This window comes from Shewanella sp. 8A (assembly GCF_023475945.1).
Taxonomy (GTDB): Bacteria; Pseudomonadota; Gammaproteobacteria; order Enterobacterales; family Shewanellaceae; genus Shewanella; species Shewanella xiamenensis.
Window position 1 is genome coordinate 11,758 of record NZ_JAMDJP010000005.1, and the last position, 23,084, is coordinate 34,841.

The 23,084-nt window shown below is 46.4% G+C and carries 16 protein-coding genes and 8 tRNA genes; 17 read left to right on the top strand and 7 right to left on the bottom strand.

What is annotated here, in order from left to right; all coding sequences use genetic code 11:
- Positions 1 to 27 precede the first annotated feature (27 nt).
- Entirely contained in the window at positions 28 to 2,598 is a 2,571-nt protein-coding gene (gene mutS / locus M0413_RS05030; protein ID WP_037426206.1) for a DNA mismatch repair protein MutS, read from the bottom strand.
- Between the two features lie 382 nt (positions 2,599 to 2,980).
- Here mutS and recA point away from each other — a divergent pair, with 382 nt between their 5' ends.
- The 13 genes from recA (at position 2,981) to M0413_RS05095 (ending at position 10,497) form a co-directional block, all read left to right on the top strand.
- Positions 2,981 to 4,054 (top strand): recombinase RecA, encoded by a 1,074-nt coding sequence (gene recA / locus M0413_RS05035; RefSeq protein ID WP_037420979.1) that lies wholly within the window; start codon positions 2,981 to 2,983, stop codon positions 4,052 to 4,054.
- Between the two features lie 17 nt (positions 4,055 to 4,071).
- On the top strand, positions 4,072 to 4,539 hold the full coding sequence (locus M0413_RS05040; RefSeq protein WP_374915250.1) for a regulatory protein RecX: 468 nt from the start codon (positions 4,072 to 4,074) through the stop codon (positions 4,537 to 4,539).
- 554 nt (positions 4,540 to 5,093) lie between these two features.
- Positions 5,094 to 7,718, top strand: coding sequence for an alanine--tRNA ligase (gene alaS, locus M0413_RS05045; RefSeq protein WP_249553363.1), 2,625 nt, complete (start codon positions 5,094 to 5,096; stop codon positions 7,716 to 7,718).
- Positions 7,719 to 7,727: 9 nt separating this feature from the next.
- A complete protein-coding gene (locus M0413_RS05050) occupies positions 7,728 to 8,984 on the top strand; it encodes an aspartate kinase (protein ID WP_144376150.1) in 1,257 nt (418 codons plus the stop codon).
- Positions 8,985 to 9,102: 118 nt separating this feature from the next.
- On the top strand, positions 9,103 to 9,300 hold the full coding sequence (gene csrA, locus M0413_RS05055; protein WP_006082602.1) for a carbon storage regulator CsrA: 198 nt from the start codon (positions 9,103 to 9,105) through the stop codon (positions 9,298 to 9,300).
- Positions 9,301 to 9,503: 203 nt separating this feature from the next.
- Positions 9,504 to 9,595, top strand: a tRNA-Ser gene (locus M0413_RS05060).
- 20 nt (positions 9,596 to 9,615) lie between these two features.
- A tRNA-Arg gene (locus tag M0413_RS05065) sits at positions 9,616 to 9,692 on the top strand.
- 30 nt (positions 9,693 to 9,722) lie between these two features.
- Positions 9,723 to 9,799, top strand: a tRNA-Arg gene (locus M0413_RS05070).
- A gap of 82 nt (positions 9,800 to 9,881) precedes the next feature.
- A tRNA-Arg gene (locus M0413_RS05075) sits at positions 9,882 to 9,958 on the top strand.
- A gap of 43 nt (positions 9,959 to 10,001) precedes the next feature.
- Positions 10,002 to 10,078: transfer RNA gene (locus M0413_RS05080), tRNA-Arg, on the top strand.
- A 43-nt stretch (positions 10,079 to 10,121) separates the two neighbouring features.
- Positions 10,122 to 10,198: transfer RNA gene (locus M0413_RS05085), tRNA-Arg, on the top strand.
- A gap of 36 nt (positions 10,199 to 10,234) precedes the next feature.
- A tRNA-Ser gene (locus M0413_RS05090) sits at positions 10,235 to 10,326 on the top strand.
- 94 nt (positions 10,327 to 10,420) lie between these two features.
- Positions 10,421 to 10,497 (top strand) — tRNA-Arg (locus M0413_RS05095).
- Positions 10,498 to 10,912: 415 nt separating this feature from the next.
- Here the strand turns inward: M0413_RS05095 and M0413_RS05100 are convergent.
- The 3 genes from M0413_RS05100 to hpf all read right to left on the bottom strand — a co-directional run bounded on the left by M0413_RS05100 (position 10,913) and on the right by hpf (position 15,795).
- The gene (locus tag M0413_RS05100; RefSeq protein WP_249553365.1) at positions 10,913 to 13,789 is read right to left on the bottom strand and encodes a valine--tRNA ligase; all 2,877 of its coding nucleotides are present in this window, start codon (positions 13,787 to 13,789) and stop codon (positions 10,913 to 10,915) included.
- Between the two features lie 15 nt (positions 13,790 to 13,804).
- Positions 13,805 to 14,269: a DNA polymerase III subunit chi gene (locus M0413_RS05105; RefSeq protein WP_037420941.1), complete on the bottom strand. Its 465-nt coding sequence runs from the start codon at positions 14,267 to 14,269 to the stop codon at positions 13,805 to 13,807.
- Positions 14,270 to 15,438: 1,169 nt separating this feature from the next.
- The gene (gene hpf, locus M0413_RS05110) at positions 15,439 to 15,795 is read right to left on the bottom strand and encodes a ribosome hibernation-promoting factor, HPF/YfiA family (RefSeq protein WP_037420938.1); all 357 of its coding nucleotides are present in this window, start codon (positions 15,793 to 15,795) and stop codon (positions 15,439 to 15,441) included.
- A gap of 297 nt (positions 15,796 to 16,092) precedes the next feature.
- Here hpf and M0413_RS05115 point away from each other — a divergent pair, with 297 nt between their 5' ends.
- Complete coding sequence (locus tag M0413_RS05115; RefSeq protein WP_249553367.1) at positions 16,093 to 16,782, top strand: cytochrome b/b6 domain-containing protein; 690 nt, start codon at positions 16,093 to 16,095, stop codon at positions 16,780 to 16,782.
- A 61-nt stretch (positions 16,783 to 16,843) separates the two neighbouring features.
- Here M0413_RS05115 and M0413_RS05120 read toward each other — a convergent pair whose 3' ends face one another.
- Positions 16,844 to 17,293, bottom strand: coding sequence for a c-type cytochrome (locus M0413_RS05120; protein ID WP_249553369.1), 450 nt, complete (start codon positions 17,291 to 17,293; stop codon positions 16,844 to 16,846).
- Between the two features lie 189 nt (positions 17,294 to 17,482).
- Here M0413_RS05120 and trpR point away from each other — a divergent pair, with 189 nt between their 5' ends.
- On the top strand, positions 17,483 to 17,758 hold the full coding sequence (gene trpR / locus M0413_RS05125) for a trp operon repressor (RefSeq protein ID WP_011073277.1): 276 nt from the start codon (positions 17,483 to 17,485) through the stop codon (positions 17,756 to 17,758).
- 31 nt (positions 17,759 to 17,789) lie between these two features.
- On the opposite strand, the gene M0413_RS05130 is transcribed toward trpR, so the two are convergent.
- Entirely contained in the window at positions 17,790 to 18,167 is a 378-nt protein-coding gene (locus M0413_RS05130; RefSeq protein WP_037420926.1) for a hypothetical protein, read from the bottom strand.
- A 192-nt stretch (positions 18,168 to 18,359) separates the two neighbouring features.
- Complete coding sequence (gene slyD / locus M0413_RS05135) at positions 18,360 to 19,022, bottom strand: peptidylprolyl isomerase (RefSeq protein ID WP_047534808.1); 663 nt, start codon at positions 19,020 to 19,022, stop codon at positions 18,360 to 18,362.
- Positions 19,023 to 19,665: 643 nt separating this feature from the next.
- Between slyD and thrA the strand changes: the two genes are divergently transcribed.
- Together thrA and thrB are read left to right on the top strand one after the other, a co-directional pair.
- Complete coding sequence (thrA, locus tag M0413_RS05140; RefSeq protein WP_249553370.1) at positions 19,666 to 22,134, top strand: bifunctional aspartate kinase/homoserine dehydrogenase I; 2,469 nt, start codon at positions 19,666 to 19,668, stop codon at positions 22,132 to 22,134.
- Positions 22,131 to 23,069: a homoserine kinase gene (thrB, locus tag M0413_RS05145; protein ID WP_249553371.1), complete on the top strand. Its 939-nt coding sequence runs from the start codon at positions 22,131 to 22,133 to the stop codon at positions 23,067 to 23,069. The genes thrA and thrB overlap by 4 nt, the downstream gene beginning before the upstream one ends.
- Positions 23,070 to 23,084: the final 15 nt, after the last annotated feature.

The following is a 23,084-nucleotide window of genomic DNA, read 5'->3' on the forward strand; positions in this document are numbered from 1 at the left end:
TTATTAAGTTACGATGAACAAAGCTATTTAACTCAAGCGTTTAAGCTCATAGAGTAAATCCAGTGCCTGTTTTGGGGTCAGGTTATCTGGATTGATGGCTTTTAACTTGCTTATGGCCGGATTCTCCACTGGCTCCGGCAGGGCTAACAAGGTTTGAATCGGTGCCTTTGTGCCCTCTACTTGATGGTCGCGACTCTCAAGCTGATGTAGTTTATGTTTTGCCGCCTTAATCACCCGAGCTGGTACACCAGCAAGGGCCGCAACTTGTAAACCGTAACTCTTACTGGCCGCACCTTCTTGCACCGCGTGCATAAAGGCGATGGTGTCTTCGTGCTCAATCGCATCGAGGTGCACGTTATAGACCCCAGCCATGAGTTCCGGTAACTGTGTTAACTCGAAATAATGGGTCGCAAACAGCGTCATCGCGCCGACTTGCTGTGCTAAATACTCAGCCGCAGACCAGGCTAATGACAGGCCATCGTAGGTTGATGTGCCGCGACCAATTTCATCCATCAAGACTAAACTCTGCGCAGTGGCATTATGGAGAATATTGGCCGTTTCAGTCATTTCCACCATAAAGGTTGAACGGCCTGAGGCGAGATCGTCTGAGGCACCAATACGGGTAAAAATTCGATCGATAGGACCAATAATGGCGCGATCTGCGGGTACAAAGCTGCCAATGTGTGCCATTAGGGTGATCAGTGCAACTTGACGCATGTAGGTCGATTTACCGCCCATGTTTGGACCTGTAACAATCAACATCCGGCGTTGATTGTGCAGAGTGACAGGGTTGGCGATAAAAGGCGTTTGACTCACACGCTCAACCACAGGGTGACGACCCGCTTCAATTTTTACCCCGATTTCGCTGCTCAGTTCTGGGCAGGTATAGCCTAAGGTTTCGGCACGTTCGGCAAAGTTACTGAGCACATCGAGTTCGGCGGCTGCTCTGGCAAAGGCTTGTAGCTCATGCAATTTGGGGAGGATTAAATCAAACAATTCGTCCCACAGTTGTTTTTCAAGAGCGAGCGCCTTACCTTGGCTCGACAGCACTTTTTCTTCATATTCCTTAAGCTCGGGCGTGATATAACGCTCCATATTCTTAAGGGTTTGACGGCGTTGGTAATTTAATGGCACTTGCTGTGATTGCAGACGGCTGACTTCAATGTAGTAACCATGGACTCGGTTGTAGCCTACCTTCAGCGTAGCAATGCCAGTGCGTTCTTTTTCCCGCGCTTCGAGTTGTACTAGATAATCGCTGGCACCTTCACTTAAGCCACGCCATTCGTCTAATTCGGCATTGTAGCCTTCACGGATTACGCCGCCATCACGGATAAGCATGGGCGGGTTATCGACAATAGCGCGCTCAAGCAGTTGTTGCTCTTCGGGAAACTCGCCTAAGAGTTGACCTAGTTTCACCGTATGGGGAGCACTTAACTGTGCTAATGATTGCTGTAATTGAGGCAATAGGTTTAATGCTTGGCGTAGGCGGGCAAAATCCCGTGGACGAGCGGTACGAAGCGCCAGTCTTGCCATGATACGTTCGATATCACCTAGGGCTTTAAGCTGCTCATGCAATGACTCATGGGCCGCGGTCGCGAGCAACTCATTGACCGCCGTTTGGCGAGCAAAAATCTGTGCATGGTCCCTCAACGGCTGATGGATCCAGCGTTGTAACATACGGCTGCCCATGGCTGTGGCAGTATTGTCGAGCACGGCTGCTAGGGTGTTATCCCGACCACCACTCAAATTTTGTGTCAGCTCGAGGTTGCGGCGCGTTGCCGCATCCAAGACAATCGTATCGGTTTGATTAAAACGGGTAATAGCATTGATATGGGGCAGGGCGGTGCGCTGGGTGTCTTTTACGTACTGCATCAAGCAGCCTGCCGCTTGCAGCGATAGGCGAGCATCGGTTATGCCGAAACCGTGTAAATCCTTAGTGCCAAACTGGGCCAACAGCAGTTTGATACTGGTATCGTAATCAAATTCCCACTCAGGGCGGCGACGTTTGCCTTTAAAATGATGCAATAACTCCAGTGCACCAAAATCTTCGCTATAAAGAATTTCGACCGGATTCGTACGTTGCAACTCGGCTTCGAGGGACTCCTTCGTCTCTAATTCGGCAATCACGAAACGGCCAGAAGACACATCTAGAGTCGCATAGCCAAAGCCCACTTTGCCTTGATAAACCGCGGCCAACAGATTGTCTTGCCGCTCCTGCAATAGCGCTTCATCGGTTAAGGTTCCTGGGGTGACAATGCGTACGACTTTGCGCTCAACCGGACCTTTTGAGGTGGCAGGATCGCCAATCTGTTCGCAAATCGCAACCGATTGGCCAATTTGAACCAATTTTGCGAGATAGCCTTCAACTGCATGGTAAGGGATACCCGCCATCGGGATCGGGTCGCCACCACTTTTGCCTCGTGCCGTAAGGGAAATGCCCAATAATTCAGAGGCTCGTTTGGCGTCATCATAGAAGAGTTCATAGAAGTCACCCATACGATAAAACAGCAGCATGTCGTGATGCTCTGCTTTCATGGTCAAATATTGACGCATCATCGGGGTATGTTTTTCTAAATCATCGGTATCTATAGGATTCATTAAATCGTTATCGTCCGCTATGCCGGCCCTGAAATAGGGAATAAAGTCATACAGTAATGGGAGATAAAATCAGTTGATTTGCACTATTACTGTCTAAAATCAATTGGCGCCAATCTTAGCAACAATTTACAGAAAATTGATCCTCAAAGCGTGGATATTCACTGATATCTTGATAAATCTGCAGGATGGGTGGGTAAAAGCTTGTCTAAACGGGAAAATTTTCAGGTATAAAAATAATTCATTCACAGGTATTGATACTGTATGATTGTACAGTATACTAGTCAGCAGATTACGACAAAGAGCCTCGCTTTTTGATCACCCGCTTTATTAAATTGAATATCACTTTTGACAGTACTGATGCTGTCTAGATGAGGGAACAGGAATGAAGGTCGATCCAAACAAAGAGAAAGCACTTGCTGCGGTATTGAGCCAAATTGAGAAGCAATTTGGTAAAGGCTCCATCATGAAGCTGGGCGAAGACCGCTCTATGGATGTTGAGACCATTTCTACTGGTTCTCTTTCCCTTGACGTTGCCCTCGGTGCGGGCGGCCTACCAATGGGCCGTATTGTTGAGATTTATGGCCCTGAATCATCAGGTAAAACAACTCTGACATTAGAAGTGATTGCAGCTGCTCAGCGCGAAGGTAAAACCTGTGCCTTTATCGATGCGGAGCACGCTCTCGATCCTATCTACGCGAAAAAGTTAGGTGTAGATATTGATAACTTATTGTGTTCACAACCCGATACCGGTGAACAAGCCCTTGAGATCTGTGATGCGTTAACCCGTTCTGGCGCGGTAGATGTGATCATCGTTGACTCGGTCGCGGCATTAACCCCCAAGGCAGAGATTGAGGGCGAAATCGGTGACTCACACATGGGCTTAGCGGCGCGTATGATGAGCCAAGCGATGCGTAAGTTAGCGGGTAACCTCAAGCAATCGAATACACTGTTAATCTTCATCAACCAAATTCGTATGAAGATTGGTGTGATGTTTGGTAACCCAGAAACCACAACGGGTGGTAATGCTCTGAAATTCTATGCTTCTGTTCGTTTAGATATTCGCCGTACTGGTGCTATCAAAGAAGGCGATGAAGTGGTTGGTAACGAGACTCGTGTCAAAGTGGTTAAAAACAAAGTGGCTGCACCATTTAAGCAGGCTGAGTTTCAAATCCTTTACGGTCAAGGTATCAACCGTACTGGCGAGTTAGTCGATTTAGGGGTAGCCCATAAACTGATTGAGAAAGCTGGTGCTTGGTATAGCTACAAGGGCGATAAAATTGGTCAAGGCCGTGCCAATGCGGGTAAATATTTGACTGAAAACCCAGCCATTGCCGCTGAAATCGATAAGACATTGCGTGAGTTATTATTGAGTAACCCAAGTGCACTGGCATCATCAGCATCCGATGATGATAATATCGAGGGGAATATTGATTTAGAAACAGGCGAAGTATTCTGAGCCAGTCTGCCCGTCAAATTGCGGTCGCGCTGTTAGCGCGCCGCGATTATTCCCGCCAAGAAATCCGCACAAAACTGCTCGAAAAAGGCTTTGAGGTCGCTGATATCGATCCTGTGCTTGATGATTGTGAAGCGTCAGGATTTATCAATGATAAGCGCTATGCCGAGCTTCTCGTTCGAAGCCACATTGCCCGTGGTCATGGACCAATACGCATTCGTCAAGCTATTGCTCAAAAGGGGCTGACTAAAGATTGTATCGAAGCTGCCTTATCTGCAAATGAGCATGATTGGTTTGAGTTGGCAAAAGCGAAAGCCATCAAAAAGTATACGGTCCCTAAAGTGTTTGAAGTAAAAGGCTCACTATCCCGCGAGCAAATTGCAAAAGAAAAAGCCAAACGAGTACGGTTTTTACTGAGCCAAGGCTTTAATTACGAACAAGTCACCTATGCCTTAGATTATGATCCTTTGGAAGATAATGATGACTAGGGCGTGTAGACGTTTCGAGATTAAATTTTATTCGTTCTGGCAAGTTCGTGCTCGCGAAACGAGGAATGATGTGTAGTTTACTCAAATGACGAGCGGCTCTTATGACAGAAAGTAAGAGCAAGGGCTTGCCAGACGAACCCTTCGGGCAGCATTTGGTTGGCTTTTCTGCCGCGTTATCGTCCGTTTATGTAGAATAACTACACAGCACGGACTTTGCCTTGCATAAAAGCCAGCCACATTGCTGCAAAAATAACCATGAAACGTCAACACGCCCTAATGTAATCATATAAACTTGCCCTGGTAAGTTTGTGCTTGTCATTCTTAACTCAGTTCATCTCCCTCGCAGAATTAGTCCTTTTTCACCACTTTCACCTTGGGTTGTTGTGATAAGCCCTGTATTAGATGAAAACTCATCGAAAATATTAGACTCCGAAGCGTGATATCGCTATTCAAGGCTGGTCGTCTTTCTTCAGTCTGCTTATAATGCTGGGCAAATAGAAATACGGCTACCTTATGGTGTAGCTGGTCATGCTTACCCAATTCAGGACGATTTCATGTATCAAACCACAGCAGCGCTTAGAAGTGCTTTCCTCGAATTTTTCCGCAGCAATGGTCACCAAGTTGTGGACAGTAGTTCTCTTGTACCAGGCAATGATCCCACGCTTTTATTCACCAATGCCGGTATGAACCAGTTCAAGGACGTGTTTCTTGGCATGGACAAACGTAGCTATACACGTGCGACCACAGCCCAACGCTGCGTCCGTGCGGGTGGTAAACACAACGATTTAGATAACGTTGGTTACACCGCGCGTCACCATACTTTCTTCGAAATGCTGGGTAATTTCAGCTTTGGTGATTACTTCAAAGAAGATGCGATTCGTTTTGGTTGGACCTTCCTGACTGAAGTATTGAAGCTACCAAAGGAGCGTCTGTGTGTAACTGTTTATCAAACAGATGATGAAGCCTTTGAAATTTGGAATAAAAAGATTGGTGTTGCTGCTGAAAACATCATTCGCATCGGCGATAACAAGGGCGCGCCATACGCTTCAGATAACTTCTGGCAAATGGGCGATACTGGTCCTTGTGGCCCTTGTACCGAAATTTTCTATGATCACGGCGACCACATTTGGGGTGGACGTCCTGGTAGCCCAGAGGAAGATGGCGATCGTTTCATCGAAATTTGGAACATCGTATTCATGCAATACAATCGCCAAGCCACTGGTGAAATGTTGCCGCTGCCAAAACCTTCAGTCGATACTGGTATGGGTATTGAGCGTATCGCTGCGATTATGCAGGGGGTTCATTCAAACTACGAAATCGATATTTTCCGCGCCTTGATCGCCAAAGCAGCCGAAATCATCGGCGTGACAGACTTATCTAACAAGTCACTGCGCGTGATTGCCGACCATATTCGTTCATGCGCCTTCTTAGTTGCAGATGGTGTGATGCCATCGAACGAAGGTCGTGGTTATGTACTGCGCCGTATTATTCGCCGTGCCGTGCGTCATGGTAACAAGTTAGGGGCAACTGAAGCCTTCTTCTACAAGTTAGTTCCGACGCTAATCGAAGTGATGAGCGATGCCGCTAAAGGTCTAGCCGATACTCAAGTGATTGTTGAAAAAGCCCTTAAAGCTGAAGAAGAACAGTTTGCCCGTACGCTTGAGCGTGGTTTAGGCATCTTGGATAGCGCGTTAAACGAGTTACAAGGTGACACCTTAGACGGTGAAACTGTCTTCAAACTTTATGATACCTACGGCTTCCCTGTAGATTTAACCGCTGACGTATGCCGTGAGCGCAATATTATTGTCGACGAAGCGGGCTTCGAAGCGGCGATGGCTGAACAACGTAGCCGCGCTCAAGCCGCGGGTAACTTCGGCGCCGATTACAACGCAGCACTTAAGATCGATGCTGAAACCGCATTCTGTGGTTACTCAGAACTTACTGGCAATGCTAAAGTCACCGCGCTTTACCTGAACGGCGAGTCTGTTTCAGCGATCAATGCGGGTGATGATGCCGTAGTGGTGCTCGATGTAACGCCTTTTTATGCTGAATCGGGCGGCCAAGTCGGTGACAAGGGCGTATTAGTGGCTCAAGGTATTGAGTTTGCAGTTAGCGATACGCAAAAGTTTGGCCAAGCTTCAGGCCACAAAGGGACCTTAATGGTTGGTAGCTTAAGCGTTGGCCAAGTGCTTGAAGCTAAAGTGGATAAAAAGCTACGTCACCGCACTCAGTTAAACCACTCTGTGACTCACTTATTACATGCTGCGCTGCGTCAAGTGTTGGGTACTCACGTTACTCAAAAAGGTTCGTTAGTTGACCCTGAGCGTTTACGTTTCGACTTCTCTCATTTCGAAGCAGTCAAACCTGCTGAGCTGAAACAGGTTGAAGAGTTAGTTAACACCCAAATTCGTCGCAACCATGAGCTGAAAGTCGCTGAAATGGCGATTGATGAAGCCAAAGAAAAAGGTGCTATGGCACTCTTTGGTGAGAAGTACGATGCTCAGGTGCGTGTTGTCACCATGGGCGATTTCTCTATCGAATTGTGTGGTGGTACTCACGTTGGCCGTACCGGTGACATTGGTCTGTTCAAAATTACCTCTGAAGGGGGTATTGCTGCGGGCGTTCGCCGTATCGAAGCGGTAACCGGCGCGGCAGCGATGGCCTATGTGGCACAGCAACAGGCACAACTTGAAGAAGCGGCAGCACTACTTAAAGGCGATACTCAATCCGTTGTGACCAAGCTTAAAGCCCAGCTGGATAAAATGAAGCAGCTTGAAAAAGATATGCAGCAACTGAAAGATAAGTTAGCTGCGGCAGCGAGTGCGGATTTAGCGGGTGATGCGGTTGTGGTTAATGGCGTTAACGTGCTGATTAAGAAGCTGGAAGGCGTTGAGGCGGGGGCACTGCGCGGCCTGCAAGATGAGTTAAAGCAAAAGCTGAAATCTGCCGTTATCCTGCTCGGTGTTGCTCAGGAAGGCAAAGTAAACCTTATCGCGGGTGTGAGCAATGACTTAGTTAGTAAAGTCAAAGCTGGTGAGCTGGTTGCTATGGTTGCTGCACAAGTGGGCGGTAAAGGTGGTGGTCGCCCAGATATGGCTCAAGCGGGTGGTAGCCAACCAGAAAATCTGGATGCGGCGCTATCTCAAGTATTACCTTGGATTACTGAGCGTTTAGCTTAAGAGGTTGCTGTGCTCGAAAAACGAAAGCTTAGTGGTAGCAAGCTTTTTGTGAAGAAGTTTGGCGGCACTTCGGTGGGTTCGATTGAACGCATCGAAGTGGTTGCTGAGCAGATTGCAAAGTCCGCTCACAGTGGTGAGCTGCAAGTATTGGTTCTTTCTGCTATGGCAGGTGAGACAAATAGGCTATTTGCGCTTGCGGCGCAAATCGATCCCCGCGCAAGTGCGCGGGAACTCGATATGCTTGTCTCTACGGGTGAGCAAATCAGTATTGCGTTAATGGCGATGGCGTTGCAACGACGCGGTATCAAGGCAAGATCCCTGACTGGCGATCAAGTGCAAATCCATACAAATAGCCAATTTGGTCGGGCGAGTATTGAAAGTGTTGATACGGAGTACTTAACCTCCTTGCTGGAACAAGGCATCGTGCCTATTGTGGCTGGATTTCAAGGGATCGATCCTAATGGCGATGTCACCACTTTAGGTCGTGGTGGCTCGGATACGACGGCTGTGGCGCTAGCGGCGGCGCTAAGAGCCGATGAGTGTCAAATATTTACCGATGTACCAGGCGTTTTTACGACAGACCCTAATATCGACAGCAGTGCTAGACGTCTCGATGTGATTGGTTTTGATGTCATGCTCGAAATGGCTAAGCTCGGTGCTAAGGTGCTTCATCCTGACTCGGTCGAATATGCACAACGGTTTAAAGTACCGCTGCGGGTGTTGTCGAGTTTTGAAGCTGGTCAGGGCACATTAATTCAATTTGGTGATGAGTCTGAGCTTGCGATGCCCGCATCCGTACAAGGAATTGCGATCAATAAGGCCTTAGCAACCTTGACCATTGAAGGGTTATTTACCAGCAGTGAGCGTTATCAAGCCTTATTAGCTTGTTTGGCTCGACTTGAGATAGACGTTGAGTTTATTACTCCTTTGAAATTGAATGAAATGTCACCAGCGGAGTCTGTCAGCTTTATGTTGGCCGAGACGAAAGTGGATGTTTTATTGCATGAGCTTGAAGTTTTAAGTGAAAGTCTTGATCTAGGCCAATTGAATGTTGAGCGTCAACGTGCAAAAGTGTCCTTAGTTGGCAAAGGTTTACAGGCAAAAGTTGGATTATTGACTAAGATGTTAGATGTATTGGGTAACGAAACAATCCATGCTAAGTTACTTTCGACATCGGAGAGTAAATTGTCAACTGTGATCGATGAAAGGGACTTACACAAGGCAGTTCGAGCGTTGCATCACGCATTCGAGCTAAATAAGGTGTAATTAAATAACTGTTTGAGTATTGAATACTATTAATTTGTACTCAGCTGACCCTATAATAAGCCCATCTACCGGATGAGTGCCGTGTGTAAGCTGAATTAAGACATAAAGGAGCTATCGAATGCTGATTTTGACTCGTCGTGTTGGCGAAACACTGATGATTGGTGATGAAGTCACAGTTACAGTGCTAGGGGTAAAAGGCAATCAAGTGCGTATCGGTGTGAATGCACCGAAAGAGGTTTCTGTTCACCGTGAAGAAATCTATCAACGCATTCAATCTGAAAAATCAGGTACGCCTTCAGAAGGCGGTAACTTTTAATACGAAGCTTATGCGAGTATTAGTCAGATAAAAAAGTCAGTTTTTAAACTGACTTTTTTATTTTTGAAACCGAAAGATTGGCGTAAATCAACACATTGGCTTGATATAACCGCAATGTGATTAAAAACAGTTCAAATGGAATCGGTTTCAGAAAAAGGGTTTGACTTATTTTCGTCAAACAGTAATATGTGCGCCAAGAAAACGGAGAGGTGGCCGAGTGGCCGAAGGCGCTCCCCTGCTAAGGGAGTATGGGCTTTATCTCCCATCGAGGGTTCGAATCCCTCCTTCTCCGCCATTTCTTACAAATAAAAAACTGCGCGTGTAGCTCAGCTGGATAGAGTACCTGGCTACGAACCAGGCGGTCGGAGGTTCGAATCCTTCCACGCGCACCATTTTTTATTGAAGCAAGATAGATACAAGTCGCGCATGTAGCTCAGCTGGATAGAGTACCTGGCTACGAACCAGGCGGTCGGAGGTTCGACTCCTTCCATGCGCACCATTTCTGCATCAGTTATGTTTAACTCATCAGGTTTGAATTTCAGAAGAAATTTTGTAATTAGTGCTTCAAGTAAGTGTTTTAAGCGCGTGTAGCTCAGCTGGATAGAGTACCTGGCTACGAACCAGGCGGTCGGAGGTTCGAATCCTTCCACGCGCACCATATTCAATCTTAATGCGAATGTGTTGAGATAACTGTTAAAACTGCGCATGTAGCTCAGCTGGATAGAGTACCTGGCTACGAACCAGGCGGTCGGAGGTTCGACTCCTTCCATGCGCACCAATTAGCTGACAGAGCAATTGCTTTGTTAGCAAAACGCAAAAATGCGCGTGTAGCTCAGCTGGATAGAGTACCTGGCTACGAACCAGGCGGTCGGAGGTTCGAATCCTTCCACGCGCACCATTTTAGTAAGCAATAGCTTACAAATGCAGATTTTGCGGAGAGGTGGCCGAGTGGCCGAAGGCGCTCCCCTGCTAAGGGAGTATGGGCTTTATCTCCCATCGAGGGTTCGAATCCCTCCTTCTCCGCCATTCTATTCCTAGTGAATAGATTTAATTTGCGAGACTTAAGTGCTTCTTCTAGACTAAAGTCTGTCGGTAAGGTAGCAACTTACCCAGTATTTAAGCGCGTGTAGCTCAGCTGGATAGAGTACCTGGCTACGAACCAGGCGGTCGGAGGTTCGAATCCTTCCACGCGCACCATTTACTTAGTTAGATTAGATGAGCCCTGCAAGTAATTGCAGGGCTTTTTTAATGGGATTTTTCTGGATTATATTGCTTCAATCCTTATCTCTTCTCGAGCTTTACGCCTTGATAACCCGTCTTTTACGCCACGTTATGCTTGTTGAAATGCCAACGCCTTAAGCGATGATGTTTATCGCTCTGGCTTGCTATTTTACGCGCGATAAAGAGATAGCAATAAGTGCTATCTGGGCTAGCAAGATCTGCCGTAAAAGAGAGAAGGGGAGATAAGCATGGAACAAGGGATCGATGAGCTTCTTTGGGTCTTAGGGGCGAGTTCTGAGAGAGGTTTGAAGAGTGTTAACGCGATTTAGGATGGAACAGGGGAAATAAAAAGGGCTGCAAAATACAGCCCTTTTTAGCGTAGATGTCGTGATTAGGCTTCTAGCTTAGCAAACTCGGCTTTTTGCTCTTTTAGTTTGTCCATATCACGGCTGAGATCGGCCATCTTAGCGCGCTCTTTATCAATTACGGCTGGCGGTGCTTTTGCCACGAAGCCTTCATTGGATAATTTGCCTTCGATACGGGCAATCTCTTGAGTCAGCTTTTCAAGCTGCTTGTCGATACGAGCCATTTCGGCCGCCACATCCACCAGGCCTGCCATCGGAATTAATAATTCCATTTCGCCAATCAGACCTGTGGTCGACATAGGCGCCGTTTCACCTTCGCCAAGAATCGTCATACTTTCTAAGCGCGCAAGCGTTGTGAAGAAGGCTTGGTTAGCTTCAACACGGGCTTTGTCTTGGGCACTCACGCCACGCAGTAGGGCATTTAATGGCTTAGAAGGCGCTATATTGAGCTCTGCACGGATATTACGAACCGCAACAATGACTTGCTTAACCCATTCGAGATCGGCCATCGCGGTCGCATCTACTTTGGCAGCATCATAGCTTGGGAATGGTGCCAGCATGATGGTGTCGCCTTGGGCGCCTGTCAGTGGTTTAACGCGTTGCCAGATGGTTTCAGTGATGTATGGCATCATTGGGTGCATCAGACGTTGCATCGCTTCTAACACATTGACCAGTGTATGGCGGGTGCCACGCATTTGCGCTTCATTGCCGTTTTGCAGCACTGGCTTAGTTAACTCTAAGTACCAATCGCAGAACTGGTTCCAAGTGAACTCGTACAGTGTGTTAGCAGCGAGGTCGAAGCGATAGTTTGCCATGTGGTCGTCATAGGTTTTTACGGTTTGGTTGAATAAACCGATGATCCAGCGATCCGCCAGCGACAATTCCATCTCACCACCTTGGTAGTCAGGAGAGTTCGGGCCGCAATCTTGGCCTTCGGTATTCATCAATACGTAACGTGATGCGTTCCAAAGCTTGTTACAGAAGCTGCGGTAACCGTCTAAACGCTTCATGTCCCAGTTGATATCACGGCCAGTTGAGGCCATTGCCGCTAGGGTAAAGCGCAGGGCATCGGTACCGTGGGCTTCAATACCATTTTCGAATTCTTTGCGGGTGCTCTTTTCGATCTTGGCGGCTAGTTGAGGTTGCATCATGTTGCCGGTGCGTTTTTCAACTAGGGCTTCTAGATCGATACCGTCAATCATATCCAATGGGTCAAGTACGTTGCCCTTAGATTTTGACATCTTGTTACCCGCTTCATCGCGGATAAGACCAGTCACATAAACGGTTTTAAATGGTACCTGTGGCTTACCGTCTTCATCTTTGATGAAGTGCATGGTCATCATGATCATACGGGCAACCCAGAAGAAGATGATGTCAAAACCCGTGACCAGCACATCGGTCGGGTGGAAGGTTTTTAAATCTTCAATATTGTCAGGCCAGCCTAAGGTCGAGAATGTCCACAGGGCAGAGCTGAACCAGGTATCCAGTACGTCTTCATCTTGGCGCAGGGCGATAGCATCATCGATATTGTGTTTAGTACGTACTTCAGCTTCGGTGCGGCCAACATAAACTTTACCGTTCGTATCGTACCAAGCGGGGATGCGGTGACCCCACCATAATTGGCGAGAGATACACCAATCTTGAATGTCGCGCATCCAAGAGAAGTACATGTTTTCGTATTGCTGTGGCACAAACTTAATGTCGCCATTTTCAACGGCTTCGATAGCGGTTTTCGCCATAGGCGCAACGGCGACGTACCATTGGTCGGTCAGCATTGGTTCGATTACCACGCCAGAGCGGTCACCGTAGGGCACTTTTAGGCCGTGTGGCGCGATTTTTTCGAGCAGGCCTAAGGTTTCAAACTCTGCCACGATAGCATCACGGGCTTTGAAACGATCTAAACCTGCGAAACGCTCAGGTAGGCTGCCATCTAAGGTGGTGTTGATGGTGCCATCGGTATTGACGACTTCGGCTGATGCGCGAATAGCCGCATCTAAGGTCAACACGTTGAACATGGGCAGCTTATGGCGCTTACCAACTTCATAGTCATTAAAGTCGTGGGCAGGGGTGATTTTCACGCAACCTGTACCAAAAGCCATGTCCACATAGTCATCGGCAACGATTGGGATGCGACGATTAACGATAGGCAGCAGAATAAATTTGCCGATCAGTGCTTGATAACGCTCATCGTCTGGATGAACTGCAACCGCGCTATCGCCTAACATAGTTTCTGGACGCGTGGTGGCGACTTCGAGGTAATCTTTACCGTCAGCAGTCAGTTCGCCATCGGCTAATGGATAACGCAGATGCCACATGTGGCCTTGCTTTTCTTTGTTTTCCACTTCGAGATCAGAAATCGCGGTATGCAGCTTGGGATCCCAGTTTACTAAGCGTTTACCACGGTAAATCAAATCATCTTCATAGAGACGGACAAACACTTCTTGAACGGCTTTAGACAAGCCTTCGTCCATGGTAAAACGTTCGCGATCCCAATCAACTGATGCGCCCATACGACGTAGCTGCTTAGTGATGGTGCCGCCCGATTGCGCTTTCCATTCCCAGACTTTTTCCATAAAAGCATCGCGGCCAAGATCATGGCGGCTCTTGCCTTCTTCGGCTTCAAGCTTACGCTCAACCAGCATTTGAGTCGCAATACCCGCATGGTCAGTACCGACTTGCCACAGGGTGTTTTTACCCTTCATACGTTGGTAGCGGATCAGGGTATCCATGATGGTATCTTGGAAAGCGTGACCCATGTGCAGACTGCCCGTCACATTGGGCGGTGGGATCATGATGCAATAGTTGCCCTGTGAGGCATCGCCGTGGGGCTTAAAGTAACCTTGCTCTTCCCAGTTTTGGTAAAGAGTCTGCTCAATGGACTGAGGATCGTATGTTTTTTCCATGGGAACGTATCTGTCTCAAGCTAAATTAAGTGGATGTGTTGCTAAATTTTGGGTTGTTAATTCAATCCCTAAGCCACGATATTGGCGGTAGCGTTCACGTGCTATCGCCTTATGTTGGTCGTCATTAGCTACAAAATCGAAGATTTGACCAAAGTTTACCGCAAATGGCGGTACTTGGTCTGCAAGATTAATCAGAAGTTGACGACTTTTGTTAGGTCCAAGTCGATCAAAACCGATTTCAACGGGGGAACCCGTGGTTGGGCCTTCACCTTTGAGGTTATGGGGGACAAATGCACTGGGTTCAAACTGCCATAGTAACTCGTCGATTTCGAAGGCGATGTTCTTGTCCTGACAGTGAATATAGACCTGCTGCTGGTTTATAAATCCCTGTTGGGCCAAGCGGCAAGCCAATTGATACATGTCACTAAAGGCCGTGTTCACGCCCATCGGCGGCAGTAGATAAAACAGCGCTTGAGTCATGATTTCAATGCCTTGCTTTGAGTTATGGACGAACGGGTAAGTCTACACTAAAACTCGAGCTGGGTTAACGCTTAGCTCTGGGGTTTTTAGCGGTAGATTAAGCTACGGGGGACTGGTGTTTCACTTAAACAGTTACTGTGCGAAATGTGCATTAGCTTAAGAACAAGCTTGATACTAAGTGCTTAAGTAAATGGTTGAACGACTATGGAGTATAAAAGCAAAGCGCACCCGAAGGTGCGCTGGTTGAAAGACTGGTCAAACAAACTATTCCTCCTAGGTTATTGAGCATTGTTATTAAAGGATTCATTGACGCTTTGTGAATAAACAAACAGATATTGCATTAGATTTGTTTATTCAGCATGTTAACTCACTTTTCAACTTACAACTTTAGCTTACATTTTCACTTACGATTACACTTTAGAACATAGATAAAGAAATCTGGCCGATATTAGTACTTAAAAAGGTACTGGGTATTTTGCTGTTAAGCAGCTCGCCTTGTTCCGTGTTATCTAAATTCTTTTTACTCACTATTTGTAATATGCCCACTTGCTCATATTACCGATAACGCTATTAACCTCCTCATATTGTTTGACTGTTAAGAAGCTAATTCACCTAAAGTGGCCTTTCATGGTACCTATGTGGCTCTATTGCTAACGTCCTCCTCTTGGTTGTTACATTTGTGCTTGAAGAGTGTGTAAGACTTAAACTGGCAATATGATGTAGTAGGTTACTCCTTAATGATCGACTCGTGAGTTAACACCCCTTGGTGCATTTGTCGTTAGTTTTTGGTCATCGGTTTGTACTTTTAGTAACCTCGCATCTCATTTGATAATCAGATGGGAAACGCATAAACATTACAGCTTGGCGTTACCGAATTTATGTGGCTGCTTTAATGCTTTATGTGACTACCTGTGTCACTGTTTTTGAGTGTGAGTTTTGTATGGCGGCGTACTCCTTCTTGTGGTGGTATTAAATGCTATTAAGCTGAAATTCACATCACTTCGATTCTGCTGTCACTTAGTAAAGTGTAGTAGTTATTTAAAGCTTCACACTCTTTTTACTGGCCATTAGGATAGCCTATCAAACTTTTGCTAAAAAATGTGACCTATTAAACCTTATCTACTTTTATGCTCTCGAAGTGATGTGGTCTCGCACTAACATCGAGTAACTTAAGCTGCATCTTCCTCCTCGTAATCATCCTCGACATTAATAGCCTCTTCGGGATGAGCAATGGATGTAAAACGTTGTGCTTCAGGTTTGTGGGTTAAACGATTAAGTTGCTTCTCTAATTTTTGACCCATAGCAGTGATAGCTGCATAAAGATTATCGTGTTTAGCTTGAGCAAAAAGTTCTCCATTTGGGATGCCAACCGACGCTTCAATTTTGAAACCAGGTTTCTCCTCGGTAATAATGACATGGGGATTAATCAACTGCACATCATGTCTAGAAAGTTTCTCCAAACGGCTTTCAATGCGTTCACGGATTGGGGCAGTTACTTCTAATTGCTTGCTCGTAATCTTTAGCATATGTCGAACCTTCTATTTATTTTCTTCAGTTTCAGATTACCAATCTACACCTTTAAAAACGAGATCTAAATCACATTTTTTGTCCAGTTAGATACTGTTCGTTGGATATTTGATCGCTTAGACAAATCTCGGTGATTCTTAGCCGAAAAGGCTTGTATTGGCTATCAGAACAGGCCATATTTGATGGGATAACTCCGCAGTCTTTCCTATCATTTACCTATCTTTACTTTAAGTTTTTCATTAGATCCCGATAAAATACCTTCACTTATTTCATTGTTTCGTCGAGTGGCAGGTATTATGGAAACCGAACATATCAAAGTTAAGGTCTGGGATTTACCCATACGCTTTTTTCACTGGGGCATGGTGGCCCTAATGGCCTTATTGTGGTGGAGCGCCGAAGTCGGCGAAATGCAATGGCATCAGATCTTTGCTTATAGTCTGTTGATCTTGATTGGCTTTCGTCTTTTGTGGGGCTTAATTGGCAGTGATACAGCCAGATTTAGTCACTTCGTGCACCGCCCTAGGGTTGTGTTTGAGTATTTAAACGAAGTTCGATCAAAGGGCGTGTCTGTGGTATTAGGACATAATCCGATGGGCGGTTATATGGTAATTGTGTTGATTGCCATTATTAGCTTACAGCTAATCACTGGACTGTTTGCTACCGATGATGTGTTTACCGAAGGTCCGCTATACAGCTATGTGAGTGCTGATACAGGTTCGTTTCTCACTTGGTTACATAAGATGAATTTTAACCTGATCTTAGCCTTAACTGCCGTGCATGTGTTGGCGGTTATTGTGCACGCGCTTAAAGGTGACAAGTTAGTAGGTGCGATGGTTAGCGGTTACAAGCGTGTATCTAAGCTTGAGTACGCAAAGTTAGAGTCTCAGTTGGTTTTTAAATCACTGTGGCTGGCATTAATCCTGCTGTTAATCATCGCAGGGGTTGTATTTACTTATTTGATGTGGCCTGTAGTGCAAGTGCTTTAGCGAATGCTCAGGAGTAAAAAGCCTGCATATTGCAGGCTTTTTACAAGAGATTACGAGAACATTAATCTTTTTTGTAAACGTCATGGCAGCCTTTACAGCTCTTGCCTGTATCCATAAAGGCTTGCTTGATTTCAGCTTGGTCACCTTTTTGAGCAACAGTCGCTAAAATTGCAGCATTTTCTTGGAAGGTTTTCATCTTAGCGTCAAAGTCAGCCTTGTCTTGCCATACTTTGGCTAGGGCTTCGGTATCGCCTTTATCTGAACCTTCAATAAAGCCTTCGAAAGGGATGTGTGAAAGCGCAGCGACATTTTTTGCGCGCATCGCAAAGGTTTCAGCATCGAAAGGCTTTTTACCTTTCATCATGGCGCCCATATCACCAAAGTTATAAGCAATTAAGCTGAATCCAGATTGGCGATATTGAATCGCATCTTTTACATCTTCAAAATTGTGTGCTTGAGCAGTTGAAGCCAATAAGGTACCGGCAACGAGAGTTAGGAGTAATTTTTTCATCGTATTCTCACAAATTAGCGTCGAAGTGTGACATTGCTCTGCTATTGTACACAAATTAACTCAATGTACTAGAAGCAAATTTGTCAGTTTTTGTCTAGATAAGAGGGATAAACGTAACAAGTTATTTGCCGGTAGAGTAAATCTGCTAAACTGCCGTTGTAATGCTTAAACAATACTTATGGGGCGATTATGCGAGCCAATTGGGACTTAGTATTAGAAAAAATTTTGAGCCATGGGAACTATGAAGAGCTGTCGGTATTGTTTCATTTATTGCTGACCGAGGAAGAGCGCAGCGCTATTGCCGGTCGGCTAAAAGTCTTCCAGCTATTGCTAAATGGAGAAATGAGCCAGAGACAAATTGCTGCCGAGTATCAGGTGAGTATTGCGACTATTACCCGTTGTTCTAACTATTTAAAGAATATGGCACCCAGCCATAGGGATAAAATCCAACAGCTTATCAGTTAATTATTGGGTCTCCATTGGACTAGATATTTGATTAAAACTGGGGAGTTGTCGGTATTTTATGTCGGCGGTGGATGGAGCGTCTAACGAGAATATAAAAACTATAACTGAGTAACATAATGGCCAACAAAGGATAAAGATTTTTAGGGAAAAATTTAAAAATAGCTAAGGCAGAAAAGAGATAAATAAAAGGCAATAAATCGTAAATTGTCTTAGGTAGATATCCAGATTTTCGGCGTTTTACAGGATCGGTTCGGCGATTTTGAGAACGTAAATTGTAAATTCTGGCGCCCAAAACAAACACAACAAGAGCAGCAATCAGCGCATAATCAGGTTCTAACAGCATAAAGCTTAAACAGCCTAGTACCATATAGCCAAAGGGTAAAACTTCATATACTGGTTTTGCTAACATATGCACTCCGTTGCGTGATGTTTATATCGATTTGAAAATATTGTTTTTTTAGCTGAAAATGCTGTTTGATTTTAAACTTCCCTATTTATCTGCTGATTATAATCATTTGGCGATAAAAAAAGCACCTCCTTATTTAAGGAAGTGCTTTTTTATCAGCTCCTCTGGGAGGGCTATTAGGCTTGTGAACCTACATTAGCCGCGGCAGCCGCAGCCACCGTTGCCATCACATCCCGCTTTAGGTGTGTCACAAGCTTCGTGATCATGGTCATGGTGGTGATGCCCATGGTCATCAGAACCCCCGCAGCAGCCACCAACATCATGACCTGAGCCACCACAGCATCCGCCGCCATGGTCATGTTCATGGCTGTGTCCATGACTGCCACATCCGCCGTGTGCATGAATATGTCCATGGGCAATTTCTTCAGCTGTCGCTTCACGTACATCGATGACTTCAATGTTAAAGCTGAGTGCTTGGCCTGCTAATGGATGGTTGCCATCAACAATCACAACATCATCTTTAACTTCGATGACTTGAACTGGACGCTGGCCCATTTCGGTTTCTGCAATAAAGCGCATACCTGGCACGATGTCTTCGATATCACCGAATGCTTCTAATGGTACTGCCTGGCGAAGGCCATCATGGTACGGACCATAGGCCTCTTCGGCACTGATCGTCACGTCCAGTTTTTCGCCCTTAATTTTACCTTCTAATGCGGCTTCTAATCCTGGGATTAGGTTTTCTGTACCATGCAGATACAACATTGGTTCGGCATCAAAAGAGTCTTCTAAAAGTCTGCCTTCTTGATCTGATAAACGGTAATGAATGGTTACCGCGCTGTGTTGGGTGATCTTCATATCGCCTCCGGTTCGGAATGTGCGCGCATAATAACGCGCTTTTAGGGTGCTGGCGATAATTTGAAGTTGCTTATGTTAGATATCGCACAGCTTTTTGTGAGTTCGATTTACTGAGATTAAGGACGATACAAAAGATGAATTGTGGTTTTTTATGAGTTGCCCTTTGTTATGTGCGGAAACAGACTGAAATGCTTTAATTTTCGAAAGATGGAAAATTTTCATTATAAATTATTTATTTTTTAATAGGTTAAGTTGATTGTAATTGTCTAGCATTACGTTTACGTAAACAGTTTTGTATTGATGAAAACGTATTTTTAGCCTATGAAAACTTGATATTTATTAATCTTGAATCACTAATTTACTCAAGTGAAAGATTTGTGCATAAATAATCCAGTTTGGGGGTTGACAAGGTTAGGTGAAAAAGGCAATTCTGTTTAACATCACATTGACATAGATAAGTCTAAACGTATGCATAGCCTTGGTTTCGTAGTAATTACCATTATTACAACCACCACTACAACCAGAGTGGGGGCGGGCTGATACACCCTAAAGAATTTTAACGACGAGCCCGCTTCCCACAAAGAAGCGGGCTTTTTTGTTTTTAGCTTATGTTTCTTAGTCGGGCGCGGTACAGGAGATCAAGATGAAAGTGATGAAATTTGGTGGTACCTCGCTTGCAAATTGGCAGCGATTTTCAATGGCGGCGGATATTGTTGCCAAGGCAGCGAAAGCTGAGCCGGTGGCGACAGTGCTCTCTGCGCCTGCAACAGTTACAAACGCTCTGCTAGAAATGGTCGATGTGGCGGTGAAAGGGGAAGATTATTCACCAGTCATTCAACACGTTGAGCGGGTGTTTACCTCGCTCTATCAGGATGCGGTTAGTTCTGGACTCTCTCGTAGCCAGAGCGAAGTGCTGTTCGCCGGACTAAGCGCGCAGCTTGCACGTTGGCAGGACAGATTACGCGGTATTACGCTGTTGCAGGAGTGCCCTGACGGGGTGCGCGCCGAGATCGTGGTTGCGGGTGAGCGTTTGTCTGCTGCGTTGATGGAGCAAGTCATGCTGGCAAAAGGCATTACTTCGGCGCAGCTAGACCCACGTGAATTATTTTTAGGCCGTGGTCGTCCGCTAGAATCCGTGGTCGATATTGCCGTCAGCAAACCGCGATTCAAAAATCTTGCCCTCGATGAGAAGCGGGTTTGGGTGATGCCCGGCTTTACCGCCGCCGATGAAGACGGCAAGGTTGTGACCTTAGGCCGTAACGGTTCTGATTACTCTGCTGCCGTGCTGGCCGCTTGTTTAGATGCTTCAAGCTGCGAGATTTGGACCGACGTTGACGGCGTATACAATACCGATCCTCGGGTTGTTACCGATGCTAAGTTGCTATCGCAGTTAAGTTATCAGGAGGCGATGGAGCTGTCTTACTTTGGGGCTAAGGTGCTGCATCCTAAAACTATTGCGCCTATCGCCCAGTTCCACATCCCCTGTTATATCAAAAACAGCTTTAATCCCGATGCGCCCGGCACTCTGGTATCGAATCAGGCCGATCAGAGCGGTTTGCAGGTTAAAGCCATTTCAAACCTCGATAATCAAACCATGTTTGATGTATCAGGCCCTGGCATGAAAGGCATGGTCGGCATGGCGAGCCGCACACTGGCTGCAATTTCCCGTAGTGGCGTTTCTGTGTCACTCATCACCCAGAGTTCTTGCGAATACAGCATCAGTTTTTGTGTGGCGACCAGTGAGTCCGCCAAGGTGAAATCGGCGCTAGAGCAGGAATTTGAGTTAGAAATCAAAAGTGACTTACTAGAGCCAATCGAAATGCGCCATGACTTGGCAATCGTTTCCTTGATCGGTGATGGCATGCGTACCCATAAAGGTGTGGCGGCGCGCTTCTTCCAAGCATTAGCGCAGGCAAGTGTGAATATTATCGCGATTGCCCAAGGCTCTTCTGAACGTTCTATTTCAACAGTGATCGAACAGCGAAAGACCAAGCATGCGGTTGCCGCCTGTCATCAGGGCTTTTTCGATGTGCAGCAGTATCTAGATGTGTTTTTAGTGGGGTGCGGTAACGTTGGCGCAGGCTTACTGGAGCAGATCAAACAACAGGCGAGTGTGCTAAAAGAGCAGCACATTAGCATCCGTGTCTGCGGTATCGTGAATTCAAGCAAGATGTTACTCGATAGTGCAGGTATCGATTTAAACAATTGGCAAAACCTGCTTGCCGATAGCCAGCAGCCAAGCGATATACCTGCGCTATTGGCGTGGGTGAAAGAGCAACAGTTATTAAACCCTGTGCTGGTGGATTGTACTTCAAGCGATCAAGTATCGAACCAGTATTTAGAGGTGATGAACGCGGGCATGCACGTGGTGACGCCGAATAAAAAGGCTAACACTCGCGATTACGCCTATTACCAAGCTTTGCGTCAAACAGCATTAAAGCAACGTCGGCAGTTCCTTTACGAAACCAACGTGGGCGCAGGATTACCCGTTATCGATAACTTGAAAAAACTGTTATTCGCCGGTGATAAATTGCACAAGTTTAATGGCATTTTGTCAGGCTCCTTATCCTTTATCTTCGGTAAACTTGATGAGGGGATGTCACTTTCTGAGGCGACTAAACTGGCGCGGGAAAAATGCTTTACTGAACCTGATCCTCGCGATGATTTAAGTGGCATGGATGTGGCGCGTAAGGTACTGATTTTGGCCCGTGAAGTGGGTTTAAAACTTGAACTAAATGATATTGTTGTCGACTCAGTCTTACCCGCAGGTTTTGAGGATTCAGGCGATGTGGAAAGTTTTATGGCACGTTTACCCGAGGCTGATGCGGCGATTGTGGCGCGAGTGGCGGAGGCGAAAGCGCAGGGTAAAGTGCTGCGTTATGTCGGCCAGATTGAAGAAGGTGCGTGTTATGTGCGTATCACCGAAGTCGATGCCACTGATCCACTTTATAGCGTAAAAGGCGGTGAAAATGCCCTGGCATTCTACAGTCGTTATTATCAGCCGATTCCTTTCGTATTACGTGGATACGGTGCGGGTACAGAAGTGACAGCAGCCGGCGCCTTTGCCGATGTATTAAGAACCTTAAATTGGACTCGTGAGGTGAGTGTATGAGTTTGACCGTTTACGCTCCCGCCTCTATGGGTAATGTGGGTGTGGGCTTTGATTTATTGGGCGCAGCACTTGCGCCCATCGATGGCAGTTTATTGGGCGATAGAGTCACGATTGCGGCGGCGGATGCGGGGGTGAGCCTCACTCAAGTGGGAGCTTGGGCGCATAAGTTACCCAGCAATCCCGAGGAGAATATCGTCCATCAATGCGCGGTATTTTTCTTAAAAGCCCTTGGGAAAGAAAACCAAGGCGTGGCATTAACCCTAGAAAAAAACTTGCCCGTCGGCAGTGGCTTAGGCTCGAGCGCCAGTTCAGTGGTTGCAGCGCTTTACGCGCTTAACGAGCATTTTGAGCGTCCATACGATAAGCAAGCACTACTCGAACTCATGGGCGAATTTGAGGGCAAGATCAGCGGTAGCGTGCATTACGACAATGTCGCGCCCTGTTATCTGGGCGGCATGCAGCTGATGCTCAATGTGCCCGGCGCTATCTGCGAGCCGATCCCCAGTTTTAAACAATGGTATTGGGTGGTGGCGTATCCTGGGATTTCACTCTCTACGGCCATGATGCGTAAACTCATGCCAGAACAATACGATAAGTCTGTGGCCATCGATTTTGGGCGTTATTTGAGTGCCTTTGTACACGCCTCTTATCAGCAAAACGCCAAGCTTGCGATTCAAGTATTAAAGGATGTATTGGCTGAGCCTTACCGCGCGGCGGCGATACCGGGTTATGACAATGCCAGAGCGGCGCTCGCCGAATTAGGCATGTTAACTACAGGTATTTCTGGCAGTGGGCCAACCCTGTTTTCAGTGACCGACGATCTCGCCACTGCTAATGCGGCCAAGGCGTGGTTAGAGACTCATTATCTGACTGAAGTGGGGGGCTTTGCCCATGTGTGCCGCCTCGATGAGCAAGGTACGCGCCGAGTCGATTAATTTTTCTTACTTTTA

Bases quoted from the DNA above. Each gene is read 5' to 3' on its own strand.
- mutS (WP_037426206.1), bottom strand. From the start codon at position 2,598: ATGAATCCTATAGATACCGATGATTTAGAAAAACATACCCCGATGATG.
- recA (WP_037420979.1), top strand. From the start codon at position 2,981: ATGAAGGTCGATCCAAACAAAGAGAAAGCACTTGCTGCGGTATTGAGC.
- alaS (WP_249553363.1), top strand. From the start codon at position 5,094: ATGTATCAAACCACAGCAGCGCTTAGAAGTGCTTTCCTCGAATTTTTC.
- csrA (WP_006082602.1), top strand. From the start codon at position 9,103: ATGCTGATTTTGACTCGTCGTGTTGGCGAAACACTGATGATTGGTGAT.
- M0413_RS05100 (WP_249553365.1), bottom strand. From the start codon at position 13,789: ATGGAAAAAACATACGATCCTCAGTCCATTGAGCAGACTCTTTACCAA.
- M0413_RS05105 (WP_037420941.1), bottom strand. From the start codon at position 14,269: ATGACTCAAGCGCTGTTTTATCTACTGCCGCCGATGGGCGTGAACACG.
- hpf (WP_037420938.1), bottom strand. From the start codon at position 15,795: ATGCTAAAGATTACGAGCAAGCAATTAGAAGTAACTGCCCCAATCCGT.
- M0413_RS05115 (WP_249553367.1), top strand. From the start codon at position 16,093: ATGGAAACCGAACATATCAAAGTTAAGGTCTGGGATTTACCCATACGC.
- M0413_RS05120 (WP_249553369.1), bottom strand. From the start codon at position 17,293: ATGAAAAAATTACTCCTAACTCTCGTTGCCGGTACCTTATTGGCTTCA.
- trpR (WP_011073277.1), top strand. From the start codon at position 17,483: ATGCGAGCCAATTGGGACTTAGTATTAGAAAAAATTTTGAGCCATGGG.
- M0413_RS05130 (WP_037420926.1), bottom strand. From the start codon at position 18,167: ATGTTAGCAAAACCAGTATATGAAGTTTTACCCTTTGGCTATATGGTA.
- slyD (WP_047534808.1), bottom strand. From the start codon at position 19,022: ATGAAGATCACCCAACACAGCGCGGTAACCATTCATTACCGTTTATCA.
- thrA (WP_249553370.1), top strand. From the start codon at position 19,666: ATGAAAGTGATGAAATTTGGTGGTACCTCGCTTGCAAATTGGCAGCGA.
- thrB (WP_249553371.1), top strand. From the start codon at position 22,131: ATGAGTTTGACCGTTTACGCTCCCGCCTCTATGGGTAATGTGGGTGTG.